The organism is Legionella maioricensis (assembly GCF_023618015.1).
In the GTDB taxonomy this organism is placed as follows: Bacteria; Pseudomonadota; Gammaproteobacteria; order Legionellales; family Legionellaceae; genus Legionella; species Legionella maioricensis.
The window spans coordinates 1-13,539 of record NZ_JAJKBJ010000028.1 but is presented as its reverse complement, the minus strand read 5'-3'; the positions used below and the strand labels follow the sequence as shown (position 1 = coordinate 13,539).

Sequence of the window (13,539 nt, the reverse complement as noted above, 5' to 3'; positions counted from 1 at the left end):
AACATATACCTACGTCCCGCGGCTTGTCCGCAGGATCCAGAAATTCAGGCGCAGAGCGAGATCCCTAGATCCCGTATACAAGCCGCGGGACGTGGGCGGGTACAGAAATTTTTTGGTGCAACACTGCCGGTTAAGGAACAAAAATGAACCAAGTAAATCAAGTCAATATAGTTAATCGTGTATGGCAAGATCCTGCTTACTTTATTGCTTTTGGCTTTGGTAGTGGCTTGATGCCTATAGCTCCAGGTACCTGGGGTACTTTAGCGGCCATCCCTCTCTACCTTTTACTGATAGGAAGTCATTGGAGCATTTACCTGACATTCACTATTCTGGCTTTTATTTTAGGGGTATGGGTCAGTGATAAAGTTTCTAAAGATTTAGGGATGCATGATTATAAAGGCATAGTTTGGGATGAAGTGGTCGGTTATTTATTGACCATGTTTCTGGCGCCTCCTGGATTTATTTGGATGCTATTAGGGTTTATTTTGTTTCGCATTTTTGATATTTGGAAACCACAACCTATTGGTTATGTGGATCAAAAGGTACACGGTGGATTAGGGATCATGCTTGACGACGTGTTAGCCGCAGTACCTGCATGGTTCATAATGCAAATTTTAGCCTGGAGCTTTGTCTGATGAATGAAACTCATAAAGAATTGATTAGTATGGGCTTAACCATTGGGATCATTGTTCTCACACTCTTTATTGTTCATAAGTTTATACCATCAATGACCTGGGCGGCCGTTATTGTTATTGCGACCTATCCTTTATACACGAGATGGCGCAAATTTTTTGGAGAGAAACACAATTTATCGGCATTGATATTTACCATTCTAATTGGTTTGTTGTTTCTTATTCCCTTAAGCTGGCTCGTTGGTATTCTGATTAAAGAATCACAATTATTTATTAATTTTTTGCAGCAAATTAATACGAGTGGAGGTGCTGCTCCCGATTTCTTTAAAAACATACCCGTTATTGGAAGTGATGTAGTTAAATATTGGGATGAGCATATTGGTAAACCAGGAAATATTAAAAGTTTTTTATCTAATTTACATTTAACAATAACCCCTACAAGCTACTATATTAAACAGATTGGATTTAATTTGGCGCACCGAAGTTTTCAGGTTGGCTTCACTTTATTAACCTTGTTTTTCTTCTATCGTGACGGAGATAAGTTGCTTTTACAGGTTCATCATATAGGAGAGTATTGTTTGGGCGATCGCTGGTTTCGCTATTCCGATCGTTTACCTCGAGCGCTACGCGGTACAGTAAATGGTACCATAGTGGTTGGAATAGGAGTTGGTGTTCTGATGGGAGTGTGTTATGCCTTAGTGGGCTTCCCGGCACCTACGTTAACCGGATTTATAACGGCCTTAGCCGCCATGATTCCTTTTGTTGTGCCCGTAGTGTTTGTCGCCGTGGCATTAATTTTATTTTCATCGGGCAGTGTGATAGGGGCAATTGTGGTACTGGTATGGGGGACCGTGGTGATGTTTGTCGCGGATCACTTCATTAAACCTGTGCTAATTGGCGGCGCCATTGAGTTACCTTTTTTAGCCGTTCTCTTTGGTATTTTAGGAGGGGTTGAAACTTTGGGCTTATTAGGTTTATTTGTAGGACCAATGGTGATGGTGTTATTTGTTACCTTGTGGCAAGAGCCACAAGGTAAGCCTCATAAACGATGCTGCTAACAATTAATTGCGCCTTTATCAAATGCAAAATTAATATTGAACATTAGAGCTGTAAGGTTATATCGCCTATTGCTCATTTCGATAAGGTTTTTTGTCGTGGTATAACGCAAGTCCATACCGGCCCAGGTAAAATCATCCATATAATAGCTTAATCCGAGTATTCCTTGTATGGCCATGCTGTTAACCTTTTCCTGATTAAAGCCGCGTGAGAAAGTAGTATTAGTATTAACCAAATTATTGAAGTTTTTAATGCGCGCTTGTCCTATTCCTACTCCCACATAAGGTACTACCAGAGCCTCACTGTCGTAGCTAAAAAAATCATAATAGGCATTGACTAAGCCATAAGTTACCGCGCTGCTACCACTATAGCCTAGTGCTTTTGCCTGAAATCTATCAAATTCGCCTGGAGGGCAATAACCAGTAGGTGTGAGTACGTCCATATTTTCAATAGTGCAACCGCCCGGATCGACTTGTAATGGACCAGTAGAAAAGCGATTGTAGAGTAATTCTCCTTCGAGACGAAAATGATTCAATTTATAACCAAGCACTGCACCACCGCCGCCGCCAACTGAACTGAAGGTGACTATACCCGTAAATCTTTTATTATCCTCTACGAATGTTACTGGATTACTTCCAGGACCATGACTTATTCCTGCCAGTAGGCCGCCATAAAACCCTTGAACCGGATTTAAAGCAAAAACAGCAGAACTTACTAATAGACTTGGTATTAACCCTAACTTAATTAACTGCTTCATCCTAAATCCTTACTTATAATCACCAAGATCAAAGTGGTAAACCACGCCAGCACTTGCTATATGCGCCTGATATCTGGTTCCCAAATTATCAGATGAGGTTGTTGATACATAACGATAAGCAAGGTTCGCTGTATAATTTTCAGAAAAATTATAGTTGAGTCCAACTGTTCCCTGATACGCAAATGAACTGTCATTCATACTAATAAAGGTAAAACCTAAAGGCCCGATACTGTTTAGTCTTTCTTGAATATAGGCATATCCCAGTCCCAAACCTAAGTAGGGTGCGATGCCCGGTAACATTTCAGGAGTATCATAATAGATGTTTGCCATGCCCAGATTAGCCGATGAATAGCCTGTGACACCAGTTTGTCCGATGAAATTTATTTTAAAGTATCTTGCATGAGCATGGATATAGGTATATTCAGCCTCGTACCGTAAAGGATTGCTTTGGTAACCTACGCGACCCCCGGCGTTATAGCCTTCATTAAATGAAGCGTTATTAATATAGTTTCCAAAAGAATAATTCCTGACATTATCAGGTACATAGGTATAACCACCGAATACGCTGGTATACCATCCATCGACTGGTGTTGCCGCGGAGGCAATGCCAGTAGCGAGTAAGGCAGCAGAAAATAGTGTAAGTCTCATGACATCCCTTTGTTATTATTTTTTTTCTAGCTCATGTTAGCGTTTTGCTTTAAATTTGCAAGTCTTCTATTATGCTTTATGGCGCAACTAAAATTTTAGGATAGAGCAAGGATTTTGTTACTTGTATAAAATTATTATTAATGTAATATAAAGAACGCATCATGAAAAAGGAGTTTCACATGCCCCAAAGCGATAAAAATTTACCAGAAATTACTGATAATGGATTAGACGAGTTTGTAGATAAATTACTAAATCGAATCGCCGATGAGTCTGATGAAGGTAAGCAAGCCTTATTAGCGACTATGGCAATTGCTCAATCATTATACAATAAACCCTTAGAGTCTTGGTTTACCGGCTGGTTTTATGTCTTTTCCCGAACTCGGGGGCCGGAAATAGTTGAGGTGATGAAAAGCATTGAGGTATTTCCCGATGCGTATACTCGCTTACAAGACATTAAGCTATTAGCGAAAAAAGGGGAGTGGCATCCTGACAGTTCTTATAATTATTATTTATTTGTTGAACTAATAAAATCGGTCCCAGGATATAAACCCTTAGACAAGGAATTGGTTCATCCCATTACGATCAAAATTAAAGATAAAATTATTGATAAAATTGATAGTTTTATGTATCAATACAAAGCCAATCAGCTATCGATAGCCAGTCGAGAAAAAGAGCGCGAAGCAATTCGTCAGAGTATGCAAAAATCGGAAGATAAGGTGGTTGTTTTCGATAACTTGGATAAAGCCCAAGTCTCCGCCCCAAAAAATCCAGAAAAAACACATTTTTGTCTGATTTTAACAAATCAGATATGGCATCTTTCGTGGATTGATTTAACGGGAAAAGTTTATAAGCTTTATCCAACCGATGAATTAATTAGTCTACTTGTCAACCAAAAAGAGCATGAGGACGAACAACAGAAGCTCATTCCTGAAAAACAATCCGATGAATTAAGCGAGCTATTTGTCAAACAAAAAGAGCACAAGGAAGAACAACTAAGGCTAATCCATGAAAAGCAATTGAAAAAAGAATGTCTCAAAGCTCGAGAGATATTTCTTGAGAAAGTGCAATTACACATTAATCCTAAAGATCCAGCAACTCGCCTCCCCTTAAATAATGAGAGTCTTATTGCTAGAGGGGTTGTTACTAGCTTTATTTTAAGAGGCAAACCGAATCAATATTCTCTCTATTGGATAAATACTTTAGGTAAAGATACCGAGATTTCTCTAGCTGCTTACCCGCAATTTAAAATGTGGTTAGACTCTCAAGGTGCATTAAGTGAAGAACAACTTCCTCAATTAAAATCCTATTTACTTAGCGTGAATACTGCTAAAACTCTAACAGGTATAGAAGACTTTAAAAATGAGTTACAAGAGTGTTTGACTCAGGGGCCCAAAAAAGCAGTAAACACGGGATCTCAGAAAACAATTCCTAAACGTCTGGAGATGAGTTTATTTGCTGATGTTGTCAAGACGGTGGCGGAGCAACATAAAAAAACTTCGGATAAAGAAGAGCCGCAGCAAAAACCATCAACAGTTGCGAAAGAACTTATTGATTCCGAGGAGATACCATCTGCTCCAACAGTTTCCTCAACTCGTCTGCATGCGGATAAATATGCTGCTCTTTCCCTGTTATTCAGCCAGAGAGGAAAGCAGATTGCTCAAGAACCACGTGATGAAACGCAACCTGGTCATACACTTATTTAGTTAAAGCCATTACTAATAGGGTAACGCCAGTCTTTACCAAAAGCTATTGGGCTGATCTTAATTCCTGGAGCAGCCTGACGGCGTTTGTATTCATTGCGTTTGACTAATCTAATCACTTTGTTCACTTCTTCAGAATTAAAACCTTGCTTGATAATTTCAGCTGAACTTAAGTTATGTTCCATGTAAGCAACTATAATGGCATCCAATACAGAATAATCAGGTAAGCTGTCCTGATCGGTTTGATTGGCTTTTAGTTCAGCAGAAGGTGCTCTGGTGAGTACTCGTTCCGGTATTACTTCTGAAAGGGAGTTGCGATAATGCGCCAAGGCATAGACTTGTGTTTTGAGCACATCTTTTAAGACCGAAAAACCACCCGCCATATCACCATATAAAGTGGCATAACCGACTGCAGTTTCACTTTTATTGCTGGTAGTAAGAACCATTTTACCTGTTTTATTAGACATGGCCATAAGCAACATGCCCCTAATTCTGGCCTGAATATTTTCTTCTGTGGTATCAATGGGTAATCCTTTAAAAACAGGTTCAAGCGTGGATAATATAGTTTTATTAATAGGTTCAATAGGCAGAGTAGAATGAGACACGTTAAGGGTATTAATTTGTTGCATTGCGTCTTCATTACTCATTGAAGCCGTAAATTGGGAGGGCATCATGACTGCATGAACCTGTTTTTCTCCTAGAGCATCCACTGCAATTGCCAAGGTTAATGCTGAATCAATTCCACCTGAAAGTCCAAGTAATACGCCAGGAAAATGATTCTTTCTGACATAGTCTCTAGTACCGCAGACTAAGGCTTTATAAATCAATGCTTCTCTACTAAGAAGAGGGGTAATAGAGCCGGTGACTTTATCAGAGCTTACTTGCACGCTACATAGATCTTCTTCAAAAGCTGGAGCGCGCGCGCAAACAGCCCCTGTTTTATCGATTGCCATAGATTGGCCATCAAAGAGTAATTCATCCTGGCCACCAATTTGATTTACATAGATAAGAGTGATGCCTTGCTGGGCATAGGATTTTAATAGCTTTTCTCGTCTGGAGTATTTATCATAATCAAAGGGAGAGGCATTCATGATCATCAGAACTGAAATCCCCTGACGGATCAAGTCTTCCGCGGGGCCAGGATGCCATAAATCTTCGCAGATAATCACACCGACTCTATCCTGGCGTATTTCTAAAATGCAGGGATCTTTTTTACCTGGAGTAAAATAGCGCGCCTCATCAAATACATCATAGTTAGGCAAATTTTGTTTATGGTATTCGTGTATTTTTTGTCCCTGATAGAAAATACTCGCTGAGTTGTAACAGTACTCTTGATCCTGTTTAGGGTGGCCAATAATCACATGACAATTATCTGTTGCATCTTGAATTAATTTCAAACCATCAGTCACAGCTTGATGAAATTCCTTACGAAATAACAAATCTTCTGGCGGATAACCGGTTAATGCCAGTTCAGGAAACATAATCACATCATGTTGAGCTTGTTGGTCTTTAATGATGGCAATAATTTTATCGCGATTAGATTCAATAGCGCCTACCGTTGGATTAATTTGTGCCATAAGAATATTGAGAATAGATTGCATTGGGGATCATGAATAAATAGGTTTATTTGTCGATAATTGTAGCTTATGCAAAAGCAAAGATACATGAATTCAACAGATTGATCTGTTTGAAAAAACAGTAATTCATTGAATTGGAGTTTGGAACTATCGTCTTTGCGAACGAAGCGAAGCAGATCAGAATTTCAATTTAAACTCGGTCTGCTTTGCTAACACTCGCAAGGACGGTGTATTAATCAGCTTGATAGAAAAGACTAAAGTCCAGTTTCATTATTGTTCTGAAATGGGGCAGTTCTCTAATTTTGCAAACGCGATACTTCGGGTTCAACTATCTCAGCACCGCTAACCGGATCGTTGCTGGCTTTGGCACCATTGCTCACCGTAAATGAAACAGTGAAATGTTCCGGATTAGTGCATTGAGGGGATTCTTCTGTAGAAACCGGTTTTACCTCACCCATTTGGGTTAATAATTTTTTATAGGAGCCGTCAGTCTCATTCACCGTATGGCTTGGATGAGCTACAGTAATACTTTTCAGTATTTGATTCGGATAGAGAAACTCTCCAACGCTTCTAAAGAAAGTGTGTACTCCGGCAAAAGCTCCATGCATGGCATGTCCGGGTTTTACATCAAAAAGAGCGGCTACCCGGCCGAACATCATTCCTAATACATAGGCTAGAGGTTTTACCAATACACTCAATCCTGTATAAGCCAAATACAGCAAATGAGTCGAAAATACGAGCAATCTGCTTAAATCTCTGGTTATTTTGTCATATAAATCGATTGATGCCCTTTTAATTGGTTCAACGGGATGGCTTTTGCCACTTCCTAAAGCAAAAGCGCTCAATAGGAACGAGGTAGCAAAACGTAAAACAGCGGGAATATAAGAAAGGGGGATAGCAAATATTTGATAGGCAATAGAATGATGGCTTTCAGGATAAAGTATTTTATTCAGTGACTTACTTTGATCTTCATCAAAAAGAGCATTAATTTGTCTGGACAGGTCGAATTTTAGCTTTGCATTTAATTTAGGGATGTTTTCAGCATTCATCGATATCCATGAGGCTAAAATAAAGCGGTCAATTACTTTTTGCTCTGCTGGAACATCGGATTTTAATGAGTGAGCTTTTGCTATCAACTCAGCCAATAGTTCTGGCTGTTGGAAATGTTCTTCCTTATGTATTATTAAGGCTTCATAAAGCAAAATGGCTACCTTGGCTCCAATGAAGGGATAACTGCTTTCTGGAGAGGTGCCCAGATCTTCTTTGAGAAAATCACTAAGCAAAGGAATTGAGTAACCGGCTATACCATTGACGAGAACATAACCTATCGCTGTAGCTGTTGCCAAATAAGCGCCTACAGTCAGAGGATCTTCACCCAGCTGATACAGCGCATTGGTTGCTAAGCCACTAGGCCCATGCATTAAGCCGTCCCATCCCGTAGCAAACAGCTGAGCTTGAGTTGAACCACCAGAAATAACCGCGGCCATTTTTGAAGAACCTACTGAATAAGAGAACTGAGTAAACCAGTTGACATAGGCGGATCCAAAAACAGAGGCAGTCGCAGTAGGCAGATAAATTGCTCCAGCCCCCACGGCAAAAGCTGCAGTAAATACCAATCCTCCTACAGGATCTTTTGCATAGAGATTATGACTAAAGACTGAGGCAAATTCATTGAGACCACGAGCCATGACGGTTAGAATATCATTTTGTTCTCCGGCAGTCAGAGCGTATTCTACGGTGGCTAATCTGCTGGTTTGTTTGGATGGAATTTCTGCAGAGCTGTCTATATTACATCGTCTCAAAATTTCCTTTAAGCGTTCTTCTTCGGTAGCTTTAATTGTGGCAATTTCGTTTTCAGAGCCTTCAAATACTTCTTTTAAAGGGACTAACTCATTACAGGAATCCCAGTCATTTAACATATCTTCAGGCAGTTTTATGGTCAATTCCGCACCGAAATCACGTATGCCATTATAAAGGTCAACAAGGGCGTAACCAAATTGCTTTACCAGTCTAATGGGTTTTTGCCACATGGGTTCATTAGGTGTGACGTTTTCCCGAAGTGTTTTAGCGACTAAATGAAAGTTTTTATTAGACCAGGCTTCTTCTTCCCAGGTTTTTGTAGGAAGAATAATACTTTTAAAAAAATTCAGAACATAAAAGCCCATACTTTTGGCAAAGGCGATAAAATTACGATGATTTTTCCATCGAGTTGCGCTAATGACATCTAGCGATTCCGAACCGGATTGATTGCTTACTGTAAGCGACTTGGTATCCACTTTGTCCCAACCCTCAATAAAACTTATTGCAAGGAGTACCTCGCGTTCTCTTTTGGGGGATAAGCCATCTTTTGAAAAATCATAAGAAACAAGTGTTTCACCTTCTTTTGTAAAAAGCCCATGATGTTTCTCAGTTACTGCATTGCGCATATCTGCTTGTTGATCGTCAATTTCTTTACGCGCATCCTCTATAAAATCGTTGAACTCTCCGCGTGTCAAAGCAAAACTACGTTTGGTGCTGTAAGTAAGATCTTGATTTATTCCTTGTAGTTCATAAAGACCATGCATCATTTGGCTTTTGACAAACTCAAGAATCGAGTTTTTTCCTCTGGCTTCATTATAAGAAGAGAGATTGGGGTTATTTCTTAATAAGTCCAAATAAGAATTTGCCCGATCTATATCTGTTTCAAGATCTTTTTTGATGTGCTCAATTGTCTTCAGATCCAAGCCTCCTTGATTGAGCACATCTGCAAAATCAGTAGATAAATTAGCTTTAATATGTTCCAGTTTTTGGATATAGGATTTAAATTCTGATTCATAGTCGGCCAGACTATTAACCTTATTTACCATTGATTCTAAATCGTGTAATGCTTCAAAACGATCTTGATAAAGGTCGAGTAATTTTAGTTTAACTGTCTGGGAATTGCTTATCATGCCTTTTGCAATTCGTTCATGAGCAACTACTCGATAGTTTCCAAGCGCTGAAATGACTTTGCTGGTTATTGAGTGGGTCTTGATAATACCCCATCGAACTGCATTTTTTAGTTGTTGCGGGTTAGTCTGCCATACAAAAGAATGAGCCTCACCATTTCTAGTAATAAATTTAACATGTTGATCACTATCAGGATGCGAGATTTTCTTTCTATAAATATCTTTTCGTTGAGAAGCTCCAACACCTGGAACTGACGAAATCACTGTTAAGGACAATTCTTCATCATCATTGAGAGTAAATAATCTGTGCTGCTTGCTATTGTATTGGGATAACAGTGTTTTTGCGCTATTTGCACCACTCATAATAATTCCAGGACAAATCCACATGCCTGCAATTTGCTTTTAATAGCTGGTGTAAAAGCAAATTGCAGGCATGTATTGTACATATTCTCATTATACTATATTTTTATGTCTCAATGTGATTTTATTTTGATCCCGTGGCGGGCGGTTAATTTAGGGACAAAATTGTGGATAGAAATTCAATGTGTCGTGTATACAGGAAATGGTTTGAGCCTAAATAACTTACGCGCTATTAGGCCTGTGTCGATACTTCTTAATAGCTTTCGAGATAATTTGGGATAACTCTCAGATACAATTGTCAATTAGACTAAAAATTGACTACAATAGACCCTTTTGCCTGGACAAATCTATCCTATGCTAAATGAAGCAATATCTAAAATGCCAGAAGCTTTTGAGCCAAAAATATTGTTACGGGGACAAGAGTATTTTCAAAAAGGCCAGGTACTTAATATTCGTTTAAGTGATGGTTTATTAAAGGGACGAGTAAAGGGTAGTTCAAGTCAGATTTATGATATTCATATGGATTTAAAAGCCTGGCCTGGGAAACCCTCTCGTTGTACCTGTGCTTATCAAAGTAACTGTAAGCACGCAGCGGCCTGTCTGTTTGCACTGCGTGAGAGAGAAAAAGTAAACAACATTAGCTCCTTACCTTCTGATAGATTGGACAGAAAGCTAGATACCTGGTTAAAAAATCTACGCGCTCAGGAAGAAACGGCAGTAAAAAAACATGAAGCGACTCATCATATAAATTATATAGTGACTCTAAAATTGGACGGCTATGAGCATAAAGTCAGTATTGAATTAGCTTTAGCCAAGCTATTAAAACGTGGTGGATATGGAAAAAGGATTGTTTTTAATAGTCTCCCAGACTCTAAAAAACAGCATTTTATCGAAGATGATAATGAAATCGTGGCGCAATTATTATTCAAATGTGGCGTCTCTGGATGGTTTGATCACTTAACCATTCGTAACAGCGAACTTTTAGACAAAGTAATTTCTTCAGGTAGAGCTTTTTTTAGTATAGACGCAGAAGTGCCTATCCAAATGAGTGAAGAGCGTACTGGGATATGTCAGTGGGTTCTTTCTCCTAATGGAAACCAAAGACTATTATTAATGCAAGATAATAAAATTTTAACTCCTTTATTATTGGATGAATGTTGGTATTTTAGTAGTACAGAAGCAGTGATGGGGCGTTTAAATACACCATATCCGGTGAAACAACTTCGCCATTTACTCGAAGCTCCCCCCATTTCTCTTGATCAGGCAAAATTGTTGACTCAGAAAATGGCTAAAACATGCCCGGAATTCCCCACGCCGCAAGTGTTTGAAAAACGCGAGATTTTGGATATTGCTCCTATCCCTGTACTGATTTTTGATGCGATAAATGAAGATGAAAAAGAGTCTTCCTGGTTCTATGATAAAGAAGAAGATATTAGGGCTTTATTTATCGCAAAAGTTGCTTTTGATTATGCAGGATTAATTATTGGCAGTAATGAAGAATGTGCCAAAGTAGTGCGCCATCAAGATGATGTATTATTGGAGTACACGCGTGACATGCATTTTGAAGCATTGAAACTCTATGAACTGCATCAATTAATCAGTTTAAGACCTCTCCATCGATGGGAAAGCTATAATTGGGATTTGCAAGAAAATTCAGTTTTGGCGTTAAACAATATAGAAGTACAAGCTGATTTGGAAATTCTCTATAATAACGCGATACCGCAATTAAAAAATCAAGGATGGCGGATAGAATTTGCCAGTTCCTTATATCAGGAAATTATCAGTGCTGATGATGTGGAATGGTATTCCGATTTGCATGAAAGCACTACAGATTTCTTTTCTTATCAATTAGGTATTTTAGTTGAAGGCAGGCCAGTAAGTATTGTTCCATTGGTCGCGGATCTGATTCAACGCTACAGTGGAAATGATTTAGATAGTTTACCGGATTCACAGCTGGTTAAACTTCCTTTGCAGGACGGGCGCGCATTACAATTGCAAATGGGGCGCATCAAGCCGCTTGTGCGATTATTATTGCAGTTTGGCATGCGTCAAATTGACCAGCATCAACAGTTACAAATTAATAAATATCAATTGATTCTGATGCAGGAAGCTGAATTGGCAATTGCTGCTACTAAGGCACGTTGGCAAGGAGCCGAAGATTTTCGTGAAGAATTAACTCAGTTAATTAAATTAACTGATCTGCCTGAGATCACACCTCCGGTTGGCTTAAAGGCCAATTTAAGGGATTACCAGCATTATGGATTGAATTGGTTACAATTTTTAAGAGCAAGTCGCTTTAGCGGTATTTTGGCAGACGATATGGGCTTAGGTAAAACCATACAAACACTGGCTCATTTACAATATGAAAAAGAACAGGGAAGGATGAACAATGCGACCTTGATTGTAGCCCCTACCAGTCTTGTAGGTAATTGGTTGGCCGAAGCAAAACGTTTTACTCCTGAATTAACTGTTTTAATCTATCATGGTAGTGAAAGACATCAGGATAATTTTGATGACTACGATTTGGTGATTTCTACTTATGGATTAATCCATCGGGATAAAGAAAAATTCATCAATTATTCTTTTTATTATCTTATCCTGGACGAAGCGCAGTTTATAAAAAATGCACGTACAAAAACCACACAAATTATTCAACAGTTGAAAGCATCACATCGTTTATGTCTTACCGGGACGCCCTTGGAAAATCATTTAGGTGAATTATGGTCTTTATTTCACTTTTTGATACCCGGTCTTCTAGGAGATGCGAAACAATTCAGACTCTGGTTTAGATCACCCATAGAAAAATATGCTGATTTGGATAGAAGGGAATTGTTAGCCAAAAGAGTGAAGCCATTTATGTTACGGCGAACAAAAAATCAAGTGGCAAGTGAATTGCCTCCAAAAACTGAAATGATTCGTTCCATAGAAATACTTGGGCCACAACGCGATCTTTATGAAGCAATTCGTATGAGTATGGAGAAAAAAGTTCGTGATGCAATCGCCAAACAAGGTTTAGGAAAAAGTCATATTTTATTATTGGATGCCCTGCTTAAGTTGCGTCAAATCTGTTGTGATCCCAGACTATTGTCTTTGCCAGAAGCTACGATGGCTCATGGAACATCAAGTAAATTGGAAGCTTTGATGGAGTTGCTCGACAACTTGGTTGAAGAGGGGCGGCGCGTGTTGGTTTTTTCTCAATTTACATCAATGTTAAAATTAATCGAAGAGCAATTGGATGCAAAACAATACGAGTACTTAAAATTAACTGGACAGACTCAAAACAGGCAAGCCTTGGTAGACCAGTTTCAGGAAGGCAAGACCCCCATCTTTTTAATCAGTTTGAAAGCCGGAGGAACCGGGCTTAATTTAACGCGTGCTGATACGGTAATTCATTACGATCCCTGGTGGAATCCGGCAGTTGAAGATCAAGCGACCGATAGAACTCACCGGATAGGGCAAGAAAATCCAGTATTTGTTTATAAGTTAATAACATCAGGCACCGTTGAAGAGGCCATTCTAGGCATGCAAGAGAGAAAAAGACAGTTGGTTGATGGAATATTATCCGCTGATTCCTCTAAGACTATAGGGTTGAGTGAAGAGGATCTCGCCCAGTTTTTCATGCCTCTCACCTGAACGGCCACCTTTGGCGCATCTTGAACGATCTCGCTTGCTTAAAAATGTTCACATACCGGATGTATGCAGCGTTTTTTAGCCAATCGAGATCGCCCAACCTGCGTTCAAATCTGGTCGTTCATCCCTAAGAATAGGAAACGTCATCCCGAACGAAGTGAGGGATCTCCTGAGATGAGCATTGTGCCCACATTTGGAGATCCCTCACTTTGTTCGGGATGACGTGTTAACTAGGAAGGTTGGGTGAGATTT

8 protein-coding genes are annotated in these 13,539 nt (G+C 39.3%); 4 read left to right on the top strand and 4 right to left on the bottom strand.

All coding sequences use genetic code 11. The annotated features are described in order from the left end of the window. The first annotated feature begins 143 nt into the window (after window positions 1-143). Window positions 144-635 carry a phosphatidylglycerophosphatase A family protein gene (locus tag LOX96_RS15535; RefSeq protein ID WP_250424326.1) on the top strand — a complete coding sequence of 164 codons (492 nt, stop codon included), beginning with the start codon at window positions 144-146 and terminating at the stop codon, window positions 633-635. Continuing rightward, window positions 635-1,690, top strand: a complete 1,056-nt coding sequence (locus LOX96_RS15530) for an AI-2E family transporter (RefSeq protein WP_250424328.1) — start codon at window positions 635-637, stop codon at window positions 1,688-1,690. Before LOX96_RS15535 ends, LOX96_RS15530 begins: the two co-directional genes overlap by 1 nt. Here the strand turns inward: LOX96_RS15530 and LOX96_RS15525 are convergent. Both LOX96_RS15525 and LOX96_RS15520 read right to left on the bottom strand, forming a co-directional pair. Next, window positions 1,687-2,445, bottom strand: coding sequence for a P44/Msp2 family outer membrane protein (locus tag LOX96_RS15525; protein ID WP_250424330.1), 759 nt, complete (start codon window positions 2,443-2,445; stop codon window positions 1,687-1,689). The two genes, LOX96_RS15530 and LOX96_RS15525, sit on opposite strands and share 4 nt — an antisense overlap. Window positions 2,446-2,454: 9 nt before the next feature. Further along, window positions 2,455-3,093 carry an outer membrane protein gene (locus tag LOX96_RS15520; RefSeq protein WP_250424332.1) on the bottom strand — a complete coding sequence of 213 codons (639 nt, stop codon included), beginning with the start codon at window positions 3,091-3,093 and terminating at the stop codon, window positions 2,455-2,457. Between the two features lie 179 nt (window positions 3,094-3,272). Between LOX96_RS15520 and LOX96_RS15515 the strand changes: the two genes are divergently transcribed. Beyond that, window positions 3,273-4,796: a hypothetical protein gene (locus LOX96_RS15515; RefSeq protein WP_250424334.1), complete on the top strand. Its 1,524-nt coding sequence runs from the start codon at window positions 3,273-3,275 to the stop codon at window positions 4,794-4,796. On the opposite strand, the gene LOX96_RS15510 is transcribed toward LOX96_RS15515, so the two are convergent. After that, window positions 4,793-6,394 carry an NAD+ synthase gene (locus LOX96_RS15510; protein WP_250424336.1) on the bottom strand — a complete coding sequence of 534 codons (1,602 nt, stop codon included), beginning with the start codon at window positions 6,392-6,394 and terminating at the stop codon, window positions 4,793-4,795. The genes LOX96_RS15515 and LOX96_RS15510 overlap by 4 nt on opposite strands. A gap of 272 nt (window positions 6,395-6,666) precedes the next feature. Continuing rightward, complete coding sequence (locus LOX96_RS15505; protein WP_250424337.1) at window positions 6,667-9,660, bottom strand: hypothetical protein; 2,994 nt, start codon at window positions 9,658-9,660, stop codon at window positions 6,667-6,669. Window positions 9,661-10,011: 351 nt separating this feature from the next. Here LOX96_RS15505 and LOX96_RS15500 point away from each other — a divergent pair, with 351 nt between their 5' ends. After that, complete coding sequence (locus LOX96_RS15500; protein WP_250424339.1) at window positions 10,012-13,290, top strand: DEAD/DEAH box helicase; 3,279 nt, start codon at window positions 10,012-10,014, stop codon at window positions 13,288-13,290. The last annotated feature ends 249 nt before the right edge of the window (window positions 13,291-13,539 follow it).

Excerpts from the sequence above, each read along its gene's own strand:
- LOX96_RS15535 (WP_250424326.1), top strand. The coding sequence starts at position 144 with ATGAACCAAGTAAATCAAGTCAATATAGTTAATCGTGTATGGCAAGAT.
- LOX96_RS15530 (WP_250424328.1), top strand. The coding sequence starts at position 635 with ATGAATGAAACTCATAAAGAATTGATTAGTATGGGCTTAACCATTGGG.
- LOX96_RS15525 (WP_250424330.1), bottom strand. The coding sequence starts at position 2,445 with ATGAAGCAGTTAATTAAGTTAGGGTTAATACCAAGTCTATTAGTAAGT.
- LOX96_RS15520 (WP_250424332.1), bottom strand. The coding sequence starts at position 3,093 with ATGAGACTTACACTATTTTCTGCTGCCTTACTCGCTACTGGCATTGCC.
- LOX96_RS15515 (WP_250424334.1), top strand. The coding sequence starts at position 3,273 with ATGCCCCAAAGCGATAAAAATTTACCAGAAATTACTGATAATGGATTA.
- LOX96_RS15510 (WP_250424336.1), bottom strand. The coding sequence starts at position 6,394 with ATGCAATCTATTCTCAATATTCTTATGGCACAAATTAATCCAACGGTA.
- LOX96_RS15505 (WP_250424337.1), bottom strand. The coding sequence starts at position 9,660 with ATGAGTGGTGCAAATAGCGCAAAAACACTGTTATCCCAATACAATAGC.
- LOX96_RS15500 (WP_250424339.1), top strand. The coding sequence starts at position 10,012 with ATGCTAAATGAAGCAATATCTAAAATGCCAGAAGCTTTTGAGCCAAAA.